The sequence below is a fragment of the Nocardioides xinjiangensis genome (assembly GCF_017916455.1).
In the GTDB taxonomy this organism is placed as follows: domain Bacteria; phylum Actinomycetota; class Actinomycetes; order Propionibacteriales; family Nocardioidaceae; genus Nocardioides; species Nocardioides xinjiangensis.
Genome location: NZ_JAFMSY010000005.1, coordinates 228,327 through 247,738 on the forward strand (window position 1 = coordinate 228,327; position 19,412 = coordinate 247,738).

General features: G+C 72.7%; 19 protein-coding genes and 1 pseudogene. 17 read left to right on the forward strand and 3 right to left on the reverse strand.

Translation table 11 applies throughout. From position 1 onward, the window contains the following. Window positions 1-14: 14 nt before the first annotated feature. Window positions 15-623 (reverse strand): hypothetical protein, encoded by a 609-nt coding sequence (locus J3P38_RS17365; protein WP_210504555.1) that lies wholly within the window; start codon window positions 621-623, stop codon window positions 15-17. A gap of 132 nt (window positions 624-755) precedes the next feature. Between J3P38_RS17365 and J3P38_RS17370 the strand changes: the two genes are divergently transcribed. After that, window positions 756-1,970 carry an acyl-CoA dehydrogenase family protein gene (locus tag J3P38_RS17370; protein WP_210440273.1) on the forward strand — a complete coding sequence of 405 codons (1,215 nt, stop codon included), beginning with the start codon at window positions 756-758 and terminating at the stop codon, window positions 1,968-1,970. A gap of 28 nt (window positions 1,971-1,998) precedes the next feature. Here the strand turns inward: J3P38_RS17370 and J3P38_RS17375 are convergent, their stop codons facing one another. After that, window positions 1,999-3,192 (reverse strand): ROK family transcriptional regulator, encoded by a 1,194-nt coding sequence (locus J3P38_RS17375; protein WP_307807982.1) that lies wholly within the window; start codon window positions 3,190-3,192, stop codon window positions 1,999-2,001. Between the two features lie 95 nt (window positions 3,193-3,287). On the opposite strand from J3P38_RS17375, the gene J3P38_RS17380 reads away from it, so the two are divergent. The 10 genes from J3P38_RS17380 to J3P38_RS17425 all read left to right on the forward strand — a co-directional run bounded on the left by J3P38_RS17380 (window position 3,288) and on the right by J3P38_RS17425 (window position 14,339). Beyond that, the gene (locus J3P38_RS17380; RefSeq protein ID WP_210504559.1) at window positions 3,288-4,793 is read left to right on the forward strand and encodes a sugar ABC transporter ATP-binding protein; all 1,506 of its coding nucleotides are present in this window, start codon (window positions 3,288-3,290) and stop codon (window positions 4,791-4,793) included. Continuing rightward, on the forward strand, window positions 4,790-5,944 hold the full coding sequence (locus J3P38_RS17385; protein ID WP_210504561.1) for an ABC transporter permease: 1,155 nt from the start codon (window positions 4,790-4,792) through the stop codon (window positions 5,942-5,944). Before J3P38_RS17380 ends, J3P38_RS17385 begins: the two co-directional genes overlap by 4 nt. Continuing rightward, complete coding sequence (locus J3P38_RS17390; RefSeq protein WP_210440277.1) at window positions 5,941-7,035, forward strand: ABC transporter permease; 1,095 nt, start codon at window positions 5,941-5,943, stop codon at window positions 7,033-7,035. The genes J3P38_RS17385 and J3P38_RS17390 overlap by 4 nt, the downstream gene beginning before the upstream one ends. Beyond that, window positions 7,035-8,282: a substrate-binding domain-containing protein gene (locus J3P38_RS17395; protein WP_210504563.1), complete on the forward strand. Its 1,248-nt coding sequence runs from the start codon at window positions 7,035-7,037 to the stop codon at window positions 8,280-8,282. The genes J3P38_RS17390 and J3P38_RS17395 overlap by 1 nt, the downstream gene beginning before the upstream one ends. Window positions 8,283-8,435: 153 nt before the next feature. After that, window positions 8,436-9,278: a sugar phosphate isomerase/epimerase family protein gene (locus J3P38_RS17400; RefSeq protein ID WP_210504565.1), complete on the forward strand. Its 843-nt coding sequence runs from the start codon at window positions 8,436-8,438 to the stop codon at window positions 9,276-9,278. A gap of 30 nt (window positions 9,279-9,308) precedes the next feature. Continuing rightward, window positions 9,309-10,475 (forward strand): Gfo/Idh/MocA family protein, encoded by a 1,167-nt coding sequence (locus tag J3P38_RS18500; RefSeq protein ID WP_307807983.1) that lies wholly within the window; start codon window positions 9,309-9,311, stop codon window positions 10,473-10,475. Further along, window positions 10,475-11,485, forward strand: a complete 1,011-nt coding sequence (locus tag J3P38_RS17410) for a sugar phosphate isomerase/epimerase family protein (RefSeq protein WP_210440280.1) — start codon at window positions 10,475-10,477, stop codon at window positions 11,483-11,485. Before J3P38_RS18500 ends, J3P38_RS17410 begins: the two co-directional genes overlap by 1 nt. A 19-nt stretch (window positions 11,486-11,504) precedes the next feature. Continuing rightward, entirely contained in the window at window positions 11,505-12,353 is an 849-nt protein-coding gene (locus tag J3P38_RS17415; protein ID WP_210504567.1) for a DUF1707 SHOCT-like domain-containing protein, read from the forward strand. A gap of 24 nt (window positions 12,354-12,377) precedes the next feature. After that, entirely contained in the window at window positions 12,378-13,244 is an 867-nt protein-coding gene (locus tag J3P38_RS17420) for a DUF1707 SHOCT-like domain-containing protein (RefSeq protein WP_210504568.1), read from the forward strand. A gap of 57 nt (window positions 13,245-13,301) precedes the next feature. Further along, window positions 13,302-14,339, forward strand: a complete 1,038-nt coding sequence (locus J3P38_RS17425) for a MaoC family dehydratase (RefSeq protein WP_246856407.1) — start codon at window positions 13,302-13,304, stop codon at window positions 14,337-14,339. Window positions 14,340-14,362: 23 nt separating this feature from the next. Here the strand turns inward: J3P38_RS17425 and J3P38_RS17430 are convergent, their stop codons facing one another. Further along, window positions 14,363-15,532 carry a hypothetical protein gene (locus J3P38_RS17430; protein ID WP_210504572.1) on the reverse strand — a complete coding sequence of 390 codons (1,170 nt, stop codon included), beginning with the start codon at window positions 15,530-15,532 and terminating at the stop codon, window positions 14,363-14,365. A gap of 48 nt (window positions 15,533-15,580) precedes the next feature. On the opposite strand from J3P38_RS17430, the gene J3P38_RS17435 reads away from it, so the two are divergent. From J3P38_RS17435 to J3P38_RS17460, 6 genes and pseudogenes are all read left to right on the forward strand, one after another. Beyond that, window positions 15,581-16,405, forward strand: a complete 825-nt coding sequence (locus J3P38_RS17435; protein ID WP_210504573.1) for a class I SAM-dependent methyltransferase — start codon at window positions 15,581-15,583, stop codon at window positions 16,403-16,405. Window positions 16,406-16,470: 65 nt separating this feature from the next. Then, a complete protein-coding gene (locus tag J3P38_RS17440; protein ID WP_210440284.1) occupies window positions 16,471-16,656 on the forward strand; it encodes a DUF5302 domain-containing protein in 186 nt (61 codons plus the stop codon). 102 nt (window positions 16,657-16,758) lie between these two features. Beyond that, on the forward strand, window positions 16,759-17,340 hold the full coding sequence (locus J3P38_RS17445) for a histidine phosphatase family protein (protein ID WP_210504575.1): 582 nt from the start codon (window positions 16,759-16,761) through the stop codon (window positions 17,338-17,340). Between the two features lies 1 nt (window position 17,341). After that, entirely contained in the window at window positions 17,342-18,187 is an 846-nt protein-coding gene (locus J3P38_RS17450) for a PHP domain-containing protein (protein ID WP_210504576.1), read from the forward strand. A gap of 1 nt (window position 18,188) precedes the next feature. Next, the gene (locus J3P38_RS17455) at window positions 18,189-18,728 is read left to right on the forward strand and encodes a P-loop NTPase family protein (RefSeq protein WP_210504578.1); all 540 of its coding nucleotides are present in this window, start codon (window positions 18,189-18,191) and stop codon (window positions 18,726-18,728) included. 202 nt (window positions 18,729-18,930) lie between these two features. After that, window positions 18,931-19,412 (forward strand): annotated as a pseudogene (locus J3P38_RS17460) (hypothetical protein); the annotation flags it as partial.

Genomic DNA, 19,412 nt, shown 5'->3' on the forward strand with positions numbered 1-19,412 from the left:
GCGACTGACCGGCGTCAGCCCTCCTGCTCGCCGGCGTCCTCGGCCGGCAGGAGGGACTCGGCGAGGCCTCGCACGGTCTCGAGGTCGGGGCCCTGGAGCACCACGGTGCTCGTCTCGAGGTCGTAGGCGAGCACCGTCGCGCCGTCGTGGTCCCACGCCGACCACCGGCCCGTGCCCCAGTCGGAGAGGTCCACGTCGTCGCCCGGCGTGAGTCCGGGCCGGTCGGCGAGGACGTCGTCGCTCGAGCCGGGAAGCTGGTCGAGCACCACGTCGCCGGCCGGCGCGGTGAACTCCATCCGCCACCACTGCGGGTCGGCCCGGTAGCCGCCGCCGACCGTGGTCCAGCCCTCGGGCAGCATCGTGGGCACCATGGTGACCAGCTCGTCGTCGACGGCGCGCAGCGCGGCGCGCTTGTAGGGCTTCCGGACCGCCGGCTCCTCGCCGAAGTCGACCGGGTCCACCGGCGTCGAGGTCGGCGACTGGCTCGGCGAGGCGTCGCCGGAGGTGTCGGACGAGGCGTCGGCCGCCGTGTCGGAGGCGTTGCTCGGGTCGTCGCCGCACGCACCGGCGAGCAGGACGAGGGAGACGCCGAGGGCCGGTCCGATCGCACGGGTGGTTCGCATGCGCTCCAGTCTCTCACGCTGCGACGAGGGCGGGTCCGTGTGACGACTGTCTCTCCCGGCGACCCTGCCGACGGTGAACGCCCGTTAACTAGACTCCGAGCGATCCAGCCGCGAGAGCACAGGAGCCACCACATGCCCCGCCTCTGCCAGACCGACGGCCTCACCGAGGACCAGTCCGAGATCCTCAAGGCGGTGCGGCAGTTCGTGGACGAGCGGATCATCCCGGTCGCGCAGGAGCTCGAGCACGCCGACGAGTACCCGCAGGAGATCATCGACGGCCTCAAGGAGCTCGGCGTCTTCGGCCTGACCATCCCCGAGGAGTTCGGCGGGCTCGGCGAGTCGCTGCTGACGTACGCGCTGGTGGTCGAGGAGATCGCGCGCGGCTGGATGAGCGTGTCCGGCGTGATCAACACCCACTTCATCGTGGCCTACATGCTCGTCCGGCACGGCACGCAGGCGCAGAAGGAGAAGTACCTCCCGCGGATGGCGACCGGCGAGGTCCGCGGAGCGTTCTCGATGTCGGAGCCCGGCCTGGGCTCCGACGTCTCGGCGGTGTCCACCAAGGCCACCGTGTCGAAGGCGGACGACGACGGGACCGCCCTCGAGTACTCCATCACCGGGCAGAAGATGTGGCTCACCAACGGCGCCACCTCCACCCTCGTCGCGGTGCTCACCAAGACCGACGAGGGTGCCGACTCGGTCTACAAGAACATGACGACCTTCCTGGTGGAGAAGGAGGCCGGCTTCGGCGAGACCGCCCAGGGCGTCACGGTGCCGGGCAAGATCGAGAAGATGGGCTACAAGGGCGTCGAGACGACCGAGCTCATCCTCGAGGACCACCGGATCGCCGCGGACCAGGTCCTCGGCGGTGAGCCCGGCCGGGGCTTCGCGCAGATGATGGACGGCGTCGAGGTCGGCCGCGTCAACGTCGCCGCCCGCGCCTGCGGCCTGGCCTGGCGGGGCTTCGAGCTCGGGATCGCCTACGCCCAGCAGCGCAGGACCTTCGGCAAGCCCATCGCCCAGCACCAGGCCGTGCTGTTCCGCCTCGCGGAGATGGCGACCAAGGTCGAGGTCGCCCACACGATGATGGTGAAGGCCGCCCGCCTCAAGGACACCGGCCAGCGCATGGACGTCGAGGCCGGCATGGCGAAGATGGTCGCCAGCGAGTACGCCAACGAGGTCGTGGAGGACTCCTTCCGCATCCACGGCGGCTACGGCTACTCCAAGGAGTACGAGATCGAGCGCCTCATGCGCGAGGTGAAGTTCATGCTCATCGGCGAGGGCACCTCCGACATCCAGAAGATGATCATCGGCCGGAGCCTGCTCAGCGAGTACGAGCTGCGCTGAGCGCCGCCGGTCCGGCGCCTCGGGCCGATCAGTTCGCGGCCGCGACCTCCGCGGCGGCGTCCGCGGCCGCGAGCGCCTCGCTGGCCGCCTCCACCACGTCGGGGGAGAGGACGTGCTCGATCGCGAGCGCCGACGCCCCGAGCACGGCGGCCTCGCGGCCCGCGCGCGAGGTGACGATGCGCAGGTGCTCCGTGGCGAGCGGCAGGGAGCGCTGGTAGACGGACTCCCGGATGCCGGCGAGCAGGTGCTCCCCGGCGCCGGCCACCTGGCCGCCGATCACGACGACCGACGGGTTGATGAGGTTGACCATCGTGGCGACGACCTCGCCGATGTCGCGGCCGGCCTGCCGGACGACGGCCATCGCGACCTGGCTCCCGGAGCGCACCAGCTCCACCACGTCGCCGCCGGTCTCGGCGTGCTCGCCCTGGGCCCGCACGGCGGCGGCGAGCGCCGGCCCGGCCGCGACGGCCTCGAGGCAGCCGAAGTTGCCGCAGCGGCACGGCACGACGTCGGCACCGGGCACGCGGACGTGGCCGAGGTCGCCGGCCGTGCCCTGGGCGCCGCGCTGCAGGATGCCGCCGGTCACGATGCCGGCGCCGATGCCGGTGGCGACCTTGATGAGCACCAGGTCGTCGACGTCGCGCAGGTGCCGGCGCCGCTCGCCCAGCGCCATGATGTTGACGTCGTTGTCGACGAGCACCGGGACGGGGTAGCTGCCCTGGAGGTAGCCGGGCACGTCGAAGCGGTCCCACCCCGGCATGATCGGCGGGTTGATCGGCCGGCCGGTCGAGTACTCCACCGGGCCGGGGAGGCCGATGCCGATGGCGGCGAGGTCCTCGATCGGGCGGTCGTTGGCGGCGACGAGGTCGCGGACGGACTCCACGACCCAGTTGAGCACCGCCTCCGGGCCGTCGGCCACCGAGATGCGCGTCTCGACCTCGCCGAGGATCGAGCCGTTGAGGTCGGTCAGTGCGGCGCTGGCGTGGGTGGCGCCGACGTCGACGCCGACGACCACCTTGGCCGTCGGGTTGAGCGCGAACAGGGCCGGGGGCCGCCCGCCGGTGGACCGCGCACCGCCGAACGGCGCCACCAGGCCCAGGCGCATCAGGGTGTCGATCCGGGCCGTGATCGTCGACCGGGCCAGCCCTGTCGCCTCGGCCAGCTGGGCGCGGGTCCAGGGCCTTCCGTCACGGAGGAGATCGAAAAGCTCACCGGTGCGCACAGTTGGAGTCAAGCACATGCACGACTTTGCACGCTAGACCTGAGACTTTTGGCAGGTGCTCGACAAAAGCCGGTGACGCATGCCACAGTGTGCCTGTGAGCACTCCTGCCCTCGTCGCGACCGGGATGACCAAGAGCTTCTTCGGCAACACCGTCCTCTCCGGCCTCGACCTGACCCTCGAGCCGGGTCAGGTGCACGGCCTGGTCGGCGAGAACGGCGCCGGCAAGTCCACCCTGATGAAGATGCTCGCCGGCGTCTACACCCCCGACAGCGGGACGATCGTCGTCGGCGGCGAGCAGGTCTCCTTCAGCCACCCCGTCCAGGCGCAGCGCGCCGGCGTGTCGACGGTGTTCCAGGAGTTCAACCTCCTGCTCGAGCGCACCATCGCCGAGAACATCTGGCTGGGCCGCGAGCCGCGGCGCTTCGGCAAGGCCGGTCCCGTCGACACCGCCCGGATGCGCCGCGACACCGAGGAGCTGCTCGACGGCCTCGGGGTCTCCGGGCTCAAGGCCGGCACCCTGGTCCGCAGCCTCTCCGTCGCCGAGCAGCAGATCGTCGAGATCGCCAAGGCCGTCAGCTTCGACGCCAAGGTGATCCAGATGGACGAGCCCACCGCGGCGCTCGCCGACCACGAGGTCGAGCTGCTCTACTCCATCATCCGCCGGCTCACCGACCGCGGCGTCGCGATCGTCTACGTCTCCCACCGGCTCAAGGAGATCTTCGACCTCTGCCAGACGATCACGATCCTCAAGGACGGCCAGCACGTCGCCACCCGCCCCGCGGGCGAGCTCAGCGAGGCCGAGCTCGTGCGGCTGATGGTCGGGCGACCGCTGACGACGTACTTCCCGGAGAAGCCGGCCGACGTGGTCGTCGGCGACGTGCGGCTCGCGCTGTCCGGTGTCGGCAACGGCTACGTCGACGACGTCTCCCTCGAGGTCCGCGCCGGTGAGATCGTCGGCATCGCCGGGCTCCAGGGCTCGGGTCGCACCGAGCTCCTCGAGACGGTGTTCGGCGTGCACCCCGTCGCGCGGGGGAGCATCACCCTCGACGGCGCCCCGCTCAAGGTCAGCAGCCCCCGCCAGGGCGTACGCTCCCGCCTCGCGTTCATCACCGAGGACCGCAAGGCCAAGGGCCTCGCCCTCAACCAGTCGATCCTCGACAACGCCCTGGGCGTCGTGCGCTCGGTCTTCCCGCGGCGCACGTCCGTCGCCCGCCGGGAGATGCCCGGCGTGCTCTCCGGGCTCGAGGTCTCGGCACACAGCCTCGGGCAGGAGGTGCAGTTCCTCTCCGGCGGCAACCAGCAGAAGGTCGTCCTGGCCCGCTGGCTGAGCATCGACCCGCTCGTCGTGCTGATGGACGAGCCCACCCGCGGCATCGACGTGGGCGCCAAGCACCGCGTCTACGAGCTGATGCGCGAGCTGACCCGCAAGGGCGTCGCCGTGCTGATGGTCTCCAGCGAGCTCCCCGAGGTCATCGGCATGTCCGACCGGATCCTCGTGATGAAGGACGGCACGCTCGCCGGCGAGCTGCCGGCGGGCGCGAGCGAGGAGGCCGTGCTGGCGATGGCCACCGGAGCGACGAACGAGGAGGAGGCGGCATGAGCGCCACCGCTGCCCGTACCCCGGGGACCCCCGAGTCCCCGCGCACCCCGAGCACCCCGGACGGTCCCGGGGCCACCGAGCCGAAGGAGTCCGCCCGCCGCCGCCGCGCGGCGCGGCCCAAGGGCGCCCGGCGCCTGGACTCCACCGCCCTGATCTACCTCGTGCTGGTGGGCGTCGTGGTGGTCTCGGTGGTGCTGACCGGCATCGAGGGCCGCAACTTCTTCAGCCAGGGCAACATCTGGGCGATCCTCACCGCGATGAGCGTGCTGGGCCTGATCGCGATCGGGCAGACGCTGGTCATCCTCGTCGGCAGCCTCGACCTGTCGGTGCCCTACGTCGTGAGCCTGTCGACCCTGATCGCCGCCGGCGGGATGAAGGGCCTGGACGCCAACGTGCCCGCCGCCGTCTTCAACACCCTGGTCGTCGCGGCGGTGATCGGCCTGGCGATGGGCGTGCTGGTGAGCGTCTTCGACGTCCACGGGTTCATCGCCAGCCTCGGCGTCGGACTGATCGTCAGCGGCTACCTCGCCACCAACTACCAGGGCAGCCACGGCGCCGCCGCCCCTGACCTGCGCCTCATGGGCCGCAGCGGCATCGCCTCGATCATCCCCACGGCGTTCCTGCTCCTGCTCGTCGCCGCGGCACTGGTCACCCTCGTGCTGCGCTACACGCGGCTGGGCCACCACCTGTACGCCATCGGCGGCAACCGCGACGTCGCCCGCATGTCCGGCGTGCGCACCGCGCTGCCGGTGATCTCGGCACACGTCATGTGCTCGGTGCTGGTCGCGATCGCCGGTCTGCTCCTGCTCTCGCGCACCGGCGTCGGCTCGCCGACGATCGGCTCGCAGGGCCGCTACGACCTGCTGTCCATCGCGGCCGTGGTCCTCGGCGGCACCCTGCTCGCCGGCGGCAAGGGCAGCGTGATCGGCACGATGGGCGGTGTCGCGATCTTCGCGGTGCTCGACAACGTCATGGGCGTCATGCAGGTCAACCCGTTCCTCAAGGACTTCGTCCGGGGCCTGGTCATCGTGCTCGCGGTCGCGGTCTACGCCCGCCGCAGCGTGGTCCGCCGCCCACCCCGCTTCGGCGGCACCCGACCCGTCCTGCCCGGCGCGATCGCCGGCTCGACCCAGAAGGGAGAGGGCGCATGAGCACCGCGACCTCCAGCCCCACGACCCGCCCCCTCCCGCTGACGGAGGGCTCCTTCCTCCAGCGCGTGGTCCGCGGCGCCGTGACCCCCGGCGGGGCGGTGTTCATCCTCCTGGCGGTCCTCTTCGTCGCGGTCGTGGCGGTGAACCCCAGCTTCGGCGAGCCGCCGCAGCTCATCCGCTTCATCGGCCGCACCGCGCCGATCGTCATCGCCGCCATGGGGCAGTACTACGTCATCGTCTCCGGCGAGTTCGACCTGTCGATGGGCGCGGTCATCGCCACGCAGGTGGTCATCGCGGGCAACTACATCGGCGAGGACGAGAGCCGCGTGCTCCCCGCCATCGGGCTGATGCTCCTCATCGGCGTGGTCGTGGGCCTGGTCAACGGCCTGGGCACGACGTTGCTCAAGGTGCCCAGCTTCATCGTCACGCTCGGCACGATGCTCGCGCTCGGCGGACTGGTGCGCTTCCTCACCGGCGGCGCGGCGACCGGCAACCCCGTCGACACCTTCCGCGAGATCGGCCGCGGGGGCATCCAGGACGTCCCGGTCCTCGAGGTGCTGCCGTACTCGGTGATCATCCTGGTGGCCGTCGCCGCCGGCTCCGTGTGGCTGATGCGCTCGCCGTTCGGCCGCACCCTGATCGCCGCGGGCGACAACCCTGACGCCGCCACCCTGGCCGGGGCGCACGTGTGGTGGATCAAGACGCGGGCGTTCATCCTGTCCTCGCTGTCCGCCACGGTTGCCGGCATCCTGCTGGTGGGCTACGCCGGTGTCCACCCGTCGGTCGGCGCGGGCTACGAGTTCCAGGCGATCACCGCCGTCGTCCTCGGCGGCGTCGTCCTCGGCGGAGGCCGCGGCTGGGTGCTGTCCGCCGCAGCGGGTGCCCTCGCCCTCGAGCTGCTCTTCTCGTTCCTGAACTTCCAGGAGGTCGAGTCCACCTGGAGGAACTCCGTCCAGGGACTCATCATCATCCTCGCCGTCGCCGTCGCGGCCCGCGCCTGGTCGCTCGGTCGGCGTCCGTCTTCTCGGCCAGCTCCACCTGCACCACCATCCACCCCTGCCCGACCGGGCACTGAAACAGGAGATAATTGATGCGCCACAAGATCCACCGCGCGCCGATGGCCGTGGCCTCGGCCCTGCTGCTCGGGGTGTTCGCCACCTCCTGCAGCACCGAGGACCCGACGGGCTCCACGACGGGGACCGACGAGAGCTCGGAGACCTCGGAGTCCCCGGACGCCTCGGAGAGCCCGGCCGAGGAGCAGGAATGGTTCGACCAGGAGCTGTACGACACCCAGTTCGAGCAGCGCTCGGCCACCTTCGAGGGCGACCCCGAGGAGCCGTACCTGCAGTACATCGACGGTGAGATGACCGACACCGCGGAGTACAAGGCCAACGGTCCGATGAAGGCGTGCTTCGCCAACGCCTCGATCTCGAACCCGTGGCGCCAGACCGGCTGGATCACCATGAACCAGCAGCTCAAGGACCTGCAGGACCAGGGCGTCATCTCCGAGATGGAGACCCGCGACGCCGGTGACGACGACAACACCCAGATCGCCGACATCGACTACTTCATCTCCGAGGGCAACTGCGACGCCTTCATCATCTCGCCGAACTCCACGGCCGCCATGACCGACGCGGTCGAGCGCGCCTGCGAGACCGGCAAGCCCGTCGTGGTCTTCGACCGCGGCGTGCAGACCGACTGCGCCACCACCTTCATCCACCCGATCGGTGGCTTCGCGTGGGGCATCGACACCGCCGAGTTCCTCATCGACAACCTGGAGGAGGGTGACAAGGTCGTCGCGCTGCGCATCCTGCCCGGCGTCGACGTGCTCGAGCAGCGCTGGGCCGCGGCCGAGAAGCTCTTCGAGGAGAACGGCATCGAGGCGGTCGACTACTTCACCGGCGCCGACCCGACCGAGATCAAGAAGATCATCACCGACGAGCTCGGCAAGGGCGAGGTCCAGGGCGTGTGGATGGACGCCGGTGACGGCGCCGTCGCCGCGATCGAGGCATTCGAGGACTTCGGTGCGGACTACCCGGTCATGACCGGTGAGGACGAGATGAGCTTCCTGCGCAAGTGGGAGGAGACCGGCCTGACCGGCCTCGCGCCCGTCTACTCGAACTTCCAGTGGCGCACCCCGCTCCTCGCGCTGCAGAAGATCTTCGCCGGCGAGGAGGTCCCGAAGGAGTGGGTCCTGCCGCAGACGCCGATCACCGAGGACGAGCGTGCCGACTACCTCGAGGCCAACGACGGCATGCCCGACGGCCACTACGCCAAGTTCGGTGGCGAGAACCTCCCCGGCTACCCCGAGGTGTGGCAGGAGCGTCAGATCCCCTGACGGGTCTGATCACCAGCAGCGGCACCAGCTCCACCAGCAGCACCTGAGACGCGTCGGTGGGCCGGGTCCCGAGACCCGGCCCACCGGCAGCACCTGCATCCCCACCCCGTCAGCTCCACCACCTCGACCCGTCACCGGAAGGACGGCCCCCGCATGCGAGAGATCGGCGTCAACACGTGGGTCTGGACCTCGCCGCTGACCGACGCGGACGTGGCCGACGTGCTGCGGCGGATCGCCGACATGGGCTTCGACGCCGTCGAGATCCCGCTCGAGAACGCCGGTGACCTGAGCGTCCCGGTCGTCGCCGACGCGCTCGCCGAGACCGGCCTGACGCCGTGCGTCGTCGGTGCGATGGCGCCGGGCCGCGACCTCGTGGACGCCTCGTGCGTCGCGGACACCCAGGACTACCTCCGGGCCTGCACCGACTTCGCCGCCGGCATCGGCGCACGCTCCGTGTGCGGCCCCTTCTACGCCTCGACCGGTCGGGTGTGGCGGATGGACGCCGACCAGCGCGCGGCGGCGTACGACGACCTGCGGGCGAACCTCGCCCCCGTCGTCGACCACGCGGCGGCGCAGGGGGTGCGCCTCGGCGTCGAGCCGCTCAACCGCTACGAGACGTCGCTCATCAACACCGTGGACCAGGCCCTCACCGCGCTCGAGCCGCTGCTCGGCGAGGGGCTCGGCCTGGCCCTCGACAGCTACCACCTCAACATCGAGGAGCGCTCCAGCGCCGACGCGATCCGCGCCGCGGGCGCACACCTGGCGCACGTCCAGGTCTGCGGCAGCGACCGCGGCGCCCCCGGCGGCGACCAGACCGACTGGCGGCAGCTCGTGGCCGCCCTCGACGAGGTCGGCTACGACGGCCCCCTGGTCATCGAGAGCTTCACCGCGGACAACGCATCCATCGCCACGGCCGCCTCCATCTGGCGGCCGCTGGCACCCACCCAGGACGAGCTCGCCCGAGACGGCTTGACCTTCCTCCGGTCCCTCGCCTGAGCGACCCTCACCGCAAGTCAGGAGAAGCACGTGACCAGCACACCCAGCGCCTCGGGCGCCGCCGGGTCCCCGGGAGTCGCCGTCATCGGATACGCCTTCATGGGCAAGGCGCACTCCCACGCGTGGCGCAACGTCGCCGCCCTCCACCCCGGCGCACCCGGCGTACGCCGGCAGGTGCTGGTCGGGCGTGACGAGGACGCCGTCGCCGCTGCCGCCGGCCAGTTCGGCTGGGCGGAGTCAGCCACCGACTGGCGCGCGGTCCTCGAGCGCGACGACATCGACATCGTCGACGTCTGCGTGCCGGGGCACCTGCACGCCGAGGTGGCGATCGCGGCTCTCGAGGCGGGCAAGCACGTGGTCGCGGAGAAGCCGCTCGCCAACACCCTGGCCGAGGCCGAGAAGATGGTCGCCACCGCGCGCGCCGCCCGCGAGCGCGGCGTCCACTCGATGGTGGGCTTCAACTACCGCCGGGTGCCGGCGCTCGCGCTGGCCCGGCGGCACATCGCCGAGGGCCGCCTCGGCGACGTGCGCCAGGTCCGCATCGCCTACCTCCAGGACTGGCTGGCCGACGCGGAGGCGCCGATGACGTGGCGGCTGCGCCGCGAGCTCGCCGGCTCCGGTGCGCTGGGCGACCTCGCCTCGCACGCCATCGACCAGGTCCGCTTCCTGCTCGGCCAGGAGGTGACCGAGGTCAACGCGCTCACCCAGACGTTCGTCCCGCGGCGCACCGGCGCCTCCGGGCTCGAGGACGTCACGGTCGACGACGCCGCCTGGAGCACGATGCGCACGTCCGGCGGCGCCATCGTCAGCCTCGAGGTGACCCGCATGGCGACCGGCCGCAAGAACGCGCTGGGCATCGAGGTCTACGGCAGCACGGGCGCGCTGCGCTTCGACCTCGAGTCGCTCAACCACCTCGACGTGAGCCTCGACGGCTCCGGCACCTTCTGCCGGCAGCTCGTCACCGACCCGGGCGACCCGTACATCGACGGCTGGTGGCCGCCGGGGCACGTGCTCGGGTGGGACGCCACCTTCACCAACCAGGCGGCCGACTTCCTCGCGGCCCTCGCCGCGGGGCAGGAGCCGACACCGTCGTTCGAGGACGGGCTGGCGGTCCAGCGGGTGCTCGCCGCGATCGAGACCAGCGCGACGCGGGGTGGCAGCTGCACGCGCGTCGACGAGGGACTGGAGCACATCTGATGGGTCGACCGTTCACCCTGTTCACCGGCCAGTGGGTCGACCTGCCGCTGGAGGAGGTCGCCCGGCTCGCCGCCGAGTGGGGCTACGACGGGCTCGAGGTCGCCGTCTCCGGCGAGCACCTCGACGCGTGGCGCTGGGAGGACGACGACTACGTCGCGGAGCGGCTCGGCATCCTGGAGAAGCACGGCCTCCAGCTGCACGCGATCTCCAACCACCTCACCGGCCAGGCCATCTGCGACGACCCGATCGACTTCCGGCACCAGGCGATCGTCCGCGAGCGCGTGTGGGGCGACGGCGACCCGGAGGGCGTGCGGCAGCGGGCCGCCGAGGAGATGAAGCTGACCGCCCGCCTCGCGCAGAAGCTCGGCGTCAAGACGGTCGTGGGCTTCACCGGCTCCTCCATCTGGCAGTACGTCGCGATGTTCCCGCCGGTGCCCGCCGAGCGGATCGAGGCGGGCTACCAGGACTTCGCCGACCGCTGGAACCCGATCCTCGACGTCTTCGACGAGTGCGGCGTGCGCTTCGCGCACGAGGTGCACCCCTCCGAGATCGCCTACGACTACTGGACGACCCGCAGGGCGCTCGACGCGGTGGACAACCGGCCGGCGTTCGGCATCAACTGGGACCCCAGCCACATGATGTGGCAGGGCATCGACCCCGTCGCGTTCATCACCGACTTCGCGGACCGGATCTACCACGTGGACTGCAAGGACACCCGGATGCGGATGGGCGGCGGCCGCAACGGCATCCTGTCCTCGCACCTGCCCTGGGACGACCCGCGGCGCGGCTGGACCTTCGTGTCCACCGGGCACGGCGACATCCCGTGGGAGGACTGCTTCCGCACACTCACCGCGATCGGCTACGACGGCCCCATCTCGGTCGAGTGGGAGGACGCCGGGATGGACCGGCTGCGTGGCGCCCCCGAGGCGCTGGCACGCCTGCGCGGGCTCGACTTCGACCCGCCGGCGCAGTCGTTCGACGCCGCCTTCAGCAAGCAGTCGGAGGGCTGAGCGGGCCTACACTCCCCGCATGAGGGGATTCCGCGCCCGGGACGCGGACCGCGACCGCTGCGTCGAGGTCATCGAGGCGGCGTACGCCGACGGCCAGATCGGCGACGCCGACCGCGAGCTGCGCACCTCGCGCGCGCTGTCGGCAGAGACGCTCGACGAGCTCGAGACGCTCACGCGCGACCTGCAGCCGCCCCCGGGGCCCGCCGAGCCGGTCCGCGCCCCGGCCCCGTCGGGGCCCGTCCGGCCCCGACGCCCGGTCGCCGTGCTGGCGGCGCTCGGCGCCGCCGTCGTGGTCGTCGCCGCGGGAGCGGTTGGCCTGGCGGTGCTGTCCACCACCGACGACACGGGAGGGCAGCCGGCGGTCGAGGTCAGCGGTGAGGCGGTCCCGGTGCCGGACCCCGCCGTGGCAGGGGATCCTGCCGAGTTCGAGATGACCGCAGCAGGGGTGCGCCGCTTCCTCCGGGCCTACGAGCAGCAGTTCGGGACGCTCGACGCCTGGGACGTGGCCTTCTACCCCGACCGGGTCGGCGCCGACGTCCCGGTGCGGGGATCGCGCCCGCGCTTCGAGGCCTGGACGTGGGACGGCAGCTGGGAGCGCACGTCCGAGGCGCAGGCGATCCGCCCGAGCCACACCGGCGTCGTCGACCTGGGCCGCATCGGGCCGGACCGCCTGGTCGCCAACGTCCGCACCGCCGAGCGCACCCTCGGCGTCCAGCGCGGGACGTTCAGCCACGCGGTCCTGTGGCGCCACGACGAGGTGGGCCCGACGCTGAACATCCACGTGGGCAACACGTTCGGCGAGGGCGGCTACCTGCGCACGACCCTGGCCGGCGACCGGGTCGTGGCGCGCTTCCCCTACGACAGGTGACAGGTCGCCCTAGACTCGCGGGCCATGAGCGGCTTCCGGGCGAGGGACGCGGACCGGGACCGGTACGTCGAGGTCATCGAGACCGCTTTCGTCGACGGTCAGCTCGGCTCGGAGGACCGCGACCTGCGGGTCGCCCGCGCGCTGACCGCCGAGACGCTCGCAGAGCTCGACGCGCTGACCCGCGACCTGCAGAACCGACCCGACCCCCTCCTCGTCCGGCCGGCTCGCGCCCCGGCTGCGGCCCGTCCGCGCCCACCGGCGTCCGGCGACAGCGGTGCCGGCAAGCTCATCGGGGTCGCCGTGTCGGTGGTCGCCGGGCTCGTGTTCGTCGGCGCCGTCTCCTCGATGCACGACGCCCAGCGGGAGTGGGGCACGGACCCGGCCGTCGAGTGGGGCACGGACCACGCGGGCGTGCCGTGGCAGCAGGTCGAGGCGGTCGAGCACGCGCCCGGCTTCTCGATGACGCCGCGTCACCTGCGTGAGCTCGTCGCCGCCTACGAGGAGCAGTTCGGCACGCGGGAGGCCTACGCCGTCGCGTTCTTCCCCCGGCGCGTCACCGTCCAGGTTCCAGTGGCGGGCGACCGGGCGCTGTCCGAGCGCTGGACCTGGGACGGTGTGTGGAGCCAGGACGCGGACGCGGTCGAGGCCGACCCGGCCCGCCTGCGCGTCGACGTCGGCGCCGTCGACGCACACCGGCTGGTCGACAACATCGCCATCGCCAGGCGCGCCCTGGGGGTGGAGCGCGGGCGCTTCACGCACGCGCTGCTGACCCGGCGCGGAGCGGAGCCGGCCGAGATCGCCATCCACGTCGGCAACGAGCTCGACGAGTCGGGCCACCTCAGCACGACCCCGGCGGGAGAGATTCTGCGCCGCCGGCCCTACGACAGGTGACGGATCCCACCTGGGGCGGACCGCTCCGGAGGGCCTGGCTGCGGCACGATGAGCGCCATGAGTGCTGCCAAGACGAACGCCGGCAACTTCTTCGAGGACTTCGCCGTCGGGCAGGTCATCGACCACGCCACCCCGCGCACCGTGACAGAGGGGGACCGCGCGCTCTACGGCGCGCTCTACCCCACCCGGTTCGCGGTCGGGTCGTCGGCTGAGTTCGCCGCGTCGGTCGGTCTCGCGCCGCACCCGGTCGAGGAGCTAGTGGGCTTCCACGTCGCGTTCGGCAAGACCGTCCCGGACGTGTCGCTGAACGCGGTCGCCAACCTCGGCTACGCCGAGTGCCGCTTCCACGTGCCGGTGGTCCCCGGCGACACCCTCCGCACCCGGTCGGAGGTCATCGGGCTCAAGCAGAACTCCAACGGCAGGACCGGCGTGGTCTGGGTGCGGTCCACCGCGACCAACCAGCGCGGCGAGGTCGTCGTCGACTGGGCCCGCTGGGTCATGGTGCACAAGCGCTCCGCGGACTCGCCGGCGCCGGAGACGGTCGTGCCCGAGCTCGCGCCGGTCGTCGCGGCCGAGGACCTCGTCGTGCCGTCCGGCCTCGACTTCACGGCGTACGACGTCGCGGCCGCCGGCGCGCCGCACCGCCTGGGCGACTACGAGGTGGGGGAGCGGATCGACCACGTCGACGGCGTGACGCTCACCGACGCCGAGCACATGATGGCCACCCGGCTGTGGCAGAACACCGCCAAGGTGCACTTCGACACCGGGGCCCGCCCCGACGGCCGCCGGCTCGTCTACGGCGGCCACGTCATCTCCCTCGCCCGGGCGCTGTCCTTCAACGGGCTCGCGAACGCGCAGCTGGTTGCCGCCATCAACGCCGGCGCCCACGTCGCCCCGGCGTTCGCCGGCGACACCGTCCACGCGTGGTCGGAGGTCCTCGACGCGGCCGCTCTCGACGCGCCGGGGGTCGGTGCGCTGCGGCTCCGGCTGGTGGCGACGCGGGGCCGCGACGAGTCCATGACGCTGCGCGAGGAGGGGGCGTACGTCGACGGGGTGCTGCTCGACCTCGACTACTGGGCGCTCGTGCCCCGCTGAGGCCCGCCGGTCGGCTCCGCCCGTCAGCTCCGCCCGGTCAGTCGTCGGACGGCGCGCCGCACGGCGGACCGCGGGGCGGACTCCTGCGCCGGGTCGGCGCGGGTCACCGCCGGGGGCCGGCGCGGCGACGTGCGCGTCTCTAGGTCGGCCGCGATGGCGTCGAGCGCGTCGTCGAGCGAGTCCGGCGCGGGCCTGTCGAGCCGCGCCAGGACGGCGGTGGCGGCCGAGCGCACCTCGTCGTCGTCCACCTCGTCCGGCGTCCGTCCCTCCCGGGGGGCGGCGGGCAGCAGGTCGTCGAGGTCGCCGACCACGTCGTAGGAGCGCCTGCGCAGGTCGGCCACGATCCCGTCGGCGCGTGCGCGCACCCAGGCGGCGTGCTCGCCGGGGAGCACGAACGGCTCCGGCCGGGCGCTGCCGGCCAGCACGTCGCGGGCGAAGCGACCCTTGGCGTAGCGGGTGAGCTCGAGCGTCCGGCGCTGGCGGGGGATCCGCGCGTTGACCCGGCGCAGCAGCTCGGCCTCGACGATGCCGAGCGAGTCGTTGGGCAGTCGCGGGTCGGTCGAGAGGTCGTCGACGTCGACGTCGAGCACGTGGGCGGCTCGTCGCCAGAGCTCGTCGCGCGGGGCGCCCGGGGGCGGCACCGTCACGACGTGGACGCGCTCGGGGGGCAGTCCGACCGTCCAGCGGTCGAGGATCGCGGGGACGTCCTGGTAGCGCCAGAACTTCCGGTCCGCGGCGCCGTCGCGGACGGCGTCGAGGAACGCGCCGTAGGGCTGGCGGGCGCCCTGCTTGACGCGTTGCTGCCACGCCGAGGGCAGGACCCGCGCGAGGTCGCGCACGGTGAGCACGAGGTGGACCTCGTCGGCCGCACCCGACACCTCGGCCAGCGCGCGCCGGGCCGCCTCGGGTGGGGAGTCGGAGAAGTGCTCGTGGCTGATGAGCACGTCGTCGTGCCACTTGCCCGCCTGCTCGAGCATCCGCTGCCACGCGCCCCGCTCCTCCGTCGAGAGCCTGCCGACGAGGGCGTCCATGCCCTTGACGACCGCTGCGGCGAGGAAGTGCTCGCGCATGACCGCGCCCGGCAGCAGCAGCCCTCGGTGGCGCAGGGTCTCGTGGTGCTGCCACCACAGGTCGTGCAGGTACGTCGTGCCCGACTTCGCGGTGCCGACGTGGAGGAACACGCGTCGGGCCATGCGGCGACCCTATCGCCGGCGCCCACGCCGGGGCGGCAGACTCCTCCCGTGGCCTGGGATCGCGAACTCTCCTACGACGTGTCCCCCCGCGTGCAGGCGGCGTTCGAGGCCCGGCTCGACGAGAGCCTCGGCCCCCGTGACCCGTCGCTGCTGCTCCAGGTGGTCCGTGAGCTCGACCTTCCTCCCGACAGCCGTGCCGTGGACGTCGGGTGCGGGGTGGGCACGTACGCCGTGCGCCTGGCCATGCACTTCGGCCTCCGGGTGCTCGGGATCGACCCGGTCCAGCGCCACCTGGACGCCGCCCGGGCCGCGCGGCGCGACCTGGTCCCCGACATCGCCTCGCGCCTGTCGTTCGAGCGCGCCGCGGCCACGGACGTCCCGGTCCCCGACTCATCGGTGGACCTCGTCTGGTGCCGCGACGTGATGACCCACGTCGAGCGCCCCGACCAGGCCTACGCGGAGTTCGCCCGCGTGCTGAGACCGGGCGGCCACGTCGTGGCGTACCAGCCGGTGGTCACCGACCTCCTCGCCCCCGAGGACGCGGAGCGGCTGCTCGAGGTGAGGGGCGTGGTGCCGTCGTCGGCCGACCCGGGCGTCCTCGACGCGGCGATCGCCGACTCGGGCCTCGAGGTGGTCGAGACGTTCGACCTCGCGAGCGAGTGGGCCGAGTGGTCGCAGGAGCAGGACGGCGTCGCGGGTCGTGCGCTCCTCCGCCTGGCCCGTCTGCTGCGCGAGCCCGACCGCTACCGGTCCGAGCTCGGCGACGCGGCGTACGACGCGATGCTGGGGGCGTCTCGCTGGGAGGTGCACCGGATGACGGGCGGCCTGGCCGACCGCGTCGACGTGCTGCGCAAGCCATGGCCGCGCGGGTAATCCCCTCGACCCGGCCCGACCGCTTTGGCAGGGTGGTGGCTCCGACCCTCACCAAGGAGGAGCCCATGGCCGACAAGGACGCCAACGCCGACCTCAAGGCGAAGATGCGCGAGGCCCTCGATCGCAAGAAGGGCCACCACCATCCCGACGACAGCGCAGCGGCGCGCGAGAAGGCCCACGGCTCGGAGGTCGGCGACCGCAACGTCGCCAAGCCGATGCACCGCCGCAAGTCCGGCGGGGGCGGCGTCTGACGCTGTCGGTCGACACGTCCCACCCGTGACGGCGGGCCGCGTGAGGGACGTCATGGTGAGCGGCGTGGCGGGCCGGCCGGTCGTGCGTGGCAGACTCGCGGCATGTCCTCCGGCGGCCCCGACTCCTCTGGTCCCGAGCTCTGGATCGTCCGTCACGGCGAGACGGAGTGGAGCCGCGACGGACGGCACACCTCGACCACCGACCTGCCGCTGACCGAGGCCGGTGAGCAGGCCGCCACCTCGCTCGCGCCGCGGCTGGCCGAGGTGGCGTTCGACCTCGTCCTGACCAGCCCGCGCCAGCGCGCCCGACGTACCGCCGAGCTCGCCGGCTTCGCCGACGCGCAGCTCGACGAGGACCTCGTCGAGTGGGCCTACGGCGACTACGAGGGCGTCACGACGGCCGAGATCCGCGAGCAGGTGCCCGGCTGGACGGTGTGGAGCCACCCGTCGCCCGGTGGCGAGACGGCCGAGCAGGTGTCCGCACGGCTCGACCGCGTGGTGGCCCGGGCGCGCAAGCACGACCGGACGCTGGTGTTCGCCCATGGCCACTCGCTGCGGGTGCTGACGGCGCGGTGGCTGGAGCAGCCCGCCGAGGAGGGCCGGTTCTTCAAGCTCGACACCTCGACGATCTCGGTCCTCGGCTACGAGCGCGAGCACCCGGCGCTGCTGCGGTGGAACAGCTGACGTGCGCATCGACCTCCACACGCACTCCTCCGCCAGCGACGGCACCGACACCCCGGGCGACCTGGTGCGCGAGGCGGCTGCCGCCGGGCTCGACGTCGTCGCGCTCACCGACCACGACGCCATGTCCGGGTGGGCCGAGGCGCAGCGGGCGGCGGACGAGGCCGGCATCACGCTCGTCCCGGGCCTCGAGATCAGCACGACGTTCCGCCACCGGGGGGTCCACCTCCTCGGCTACCTGCCGGATCCGGCGTACCCTCCGCTCGTCGCCGTCCTCGACCGCATCCTCGCGGGCCGCACCGCACGCACGCCCGCGATGGTGGCCGCGCTGCAGGCACGCGGCATCGCGATCACCGAGGACGACGTACGCCGGGAGGCGGGTGGCTCCGTCGCGGCCGGTCGCCCGCACGTCGCCGACGCGCTGGTGCGCATGGGGATCGTCGCCGACCGCACCGAGGCGTTCCACGTGCTGCTGAACCCGGGCCGCCCCGGCTACGTCGACCGCTACGCGGTGCCGCTGGAGGAGATGATCCCGATCCTCGCCGCCGCCGGGGGCGTCGCCGTCATCGCCCATCCGTGGGGCCGCAGCGGCGGCAGCGTGCTCGACGAGGCCGCCCTCGCCTCGTTGAAGGAGCTCGGGCTCGCCGGGATCGAGGTGGACCACCAGGACCACAGCCCTGCGTTCCGCGCGCGCCTGCGGTCCATCGCCACGGACCTCGACCTCGTCGTGACGGGGAGCAGCGACCACCACGGCCTCGGCAAGGTCGGCCACGACCTCGGAGTGAACACGACGGACCCCGAGCAGTACGAGCGGCTGCTGTCCCTCGCCGGCCGGCCGCTCGGCGGCTGACGTGCCCGACCGGATCCTCGTCTACGGCGTGACGGGGAGCGGCAAGAGCACCGCGGCGCTCGCCATCGGTGCCCGCACCGGTCTGCCGGTGACCCTCGTCGACGAGCTGACCTGGCTGCCGGGCTGGGTGCCGGTCGAGCAACCGGTGCAGCGCGAGGTGTTCACCGAGATCGTGGCAGGGGAGCGGTGGGTGCTCGACTCGGCGTACGGCGCGTGGGTGGACGTCGTGCTACCGCGGGTGCAGCTGGTGGTCGGCCTCGATTACCCCCGCTGGCTCTCGCTGGGCAGGTTGGTCCGCCGAACCGTCACGGGCGCCGTCACCCGCGAGCCACGCTGCAACGGCAACGTCGAGTCCTGGCGCAACATGCTCGGCCGGCGATCCATCATCCGGTGGCACTTCCAGTCCTTCGCGCGCAAGCGCACCCGGATGCGGGCGTGGGCGGCCTCGGCGGACGGGCCCGAGGTGCTGCTGTTCCGTCGTCCGCGCGAGCTCGAGGCGTGGTTGGCCTCGCTGGGGGACGAGCGTCCGGTGGCCGAGTAGGCGCGCGTCGCGGCAGTGCCTGCCGTCGCCGTCACCCGCCGGTTCAGTGAGGGAGGGTGTGGGTACCCGTCGCGGCCACGACGCCCGGCGTGCCGCGCACGGACCGAACACGCTGACAGACACGTGCTGCTGTTCGAAAAGAGTTCTCCACAGATGTGTTCGGGCAGGCCAGGATGTCGGTGGGGTCTGGGAGACTGGACGCATGTCCACCACCACCCCGGCTGCTGTTGATCGGCCCTCGAGCCGTGCGGTGCTGGATCGTGCGGTCGCTGCGGTCGAGGCGCGGCGGCGCGCCGAGGTGGAGGTGCTGGAGGCGGCGTTGGCGTGGGCGCACGCCCACGTGGTGCCGGCCGGCACTGATGACGACGTGGTGGCCGGGTGGCGCTCGGGCACGGTCCCGGCGGTGGGGAGCGCTGCGGCGTTGTTCGGGGAGCGGGCCTTGCCGGTCGCGGGGGCGGGCACACCGCTGGTCGCGGAGTTCGCCGTGGTGGAGCTGGCGGCGGTGCTGGGGGTGTCGCACGAGGCGGCGTTGGCGCTGGTGGGTGACGTGCTCGACCTGGCGCACCGGCTGCCGCGGCTGTGGGCGCTGACCCGGGGGCTGGGGGTGCCGGTGCGGCTGGCGCGGGAGGCGGCGCGGGTCTCCCGCGACCTGGACGTGGTGGCGGCGGGGTATGCGGACCGGCT

What these genes read in the sequence shown, in the direction of transcription:
- J3P38_RS17365 (WP_210504555.1), bottom strand. Translation starts at nt 623, where the DNA reads ATGCGAACCACCCGTGCGATCGGACCGGCCCTCGGCGTCTCCCTCGTC.
- J3P38_RS17370 (WP_210440273.1), top strand. Translation starts at nt 756, where the DNA reads ATGCCCCGCCTCTGCCAGACCGACGGCCTCACCGAGGACCAGTCCGAG.
- J3P38_RS17385 (WP_210504561.1), top strand. Translation starts at nt 4,790, where the DNA reads ATGAGCGCCACCGCTGCCCGTACCCCGGGGACCCCCGAGTCCCCGCGC.
- J3P38_RS17390 (WP_210440277.1), top strand. Translation starts at nt 5,941, where the DNA reads ATGAGCACCGCGACCTCCAGCCCCACGACCCGCCCCCTCCCGCTGACG.
- J3P38_RS17395 (WP_210504563.1), top strand. Translation starts at nt 7,035, where the DNA reads ATGCGCCACAAGATCCACCGCGCGCCGATGGCCGTGGCCTCGGCCCTG.
- J3P38_RS17400 (WP_210504565.1), top strand. Translation starts at nt 8,436, where the DNA reads ATGCGAGAGATCGGCGTCAACACGTGGGTCTGGACCTCGCCGCTGACC.
- J3P38_RS17410 (WP_210440280.1), top strand. Translation starts at nt 10,475, where the DNA reads ATGGGTCGACCGTTCACCCTGTTCACCGGCCAGTGGGTCGACCTGCCG.
- J3P38_RS17415 (WP_210504567.1), top strand. Translation starts at nt 11,505, where the DNA reads ATGAGGGGATTCCGCGCCCGGGACGCGGACCGCGACCGCTGCGTCGAG.
- J3P38_RS17420 (WP_210504568.1), top strand. Translation starts at nt 12,378, where the DNA reads ATGAGCGGCTTCCGGGCGAGGGACGCGGACCGGGACCGGTACGTCGAG.
- J3P38_RS17425 (WP_246856407.1), top strand. Translation starts at nt 13,302, where the DNA reads ATGAGTGCTGCCAAGACGAACGCCGGCAACTTCTTCGAGGACTTCGCC.
- J3P38_RS17430 (WP_210504572.1), bottom strand. Translation starts at nt 15,532, where the DNA reads ATGGCCCGACGCGTGTTCCTCCACGTCGGCACCGCGAAGTCGGGCACG.
- J3P38_RS17440 (WP_210440284.1), top strand. Translation starts at nt 16,471, where the DNA reads ATGGCCGACAAGGACGCCAACGCCGACCTCAAGGCGAAGATGCGCGAG.
- J3P38_RS17445 (WP_210504575.1), top strand. Translation starts at nt 16,759, where the DNA reads ATGTCCTCCGGCGGCCCCGACTCCTCTGGTCCCGAGCTCTGGATCGTC.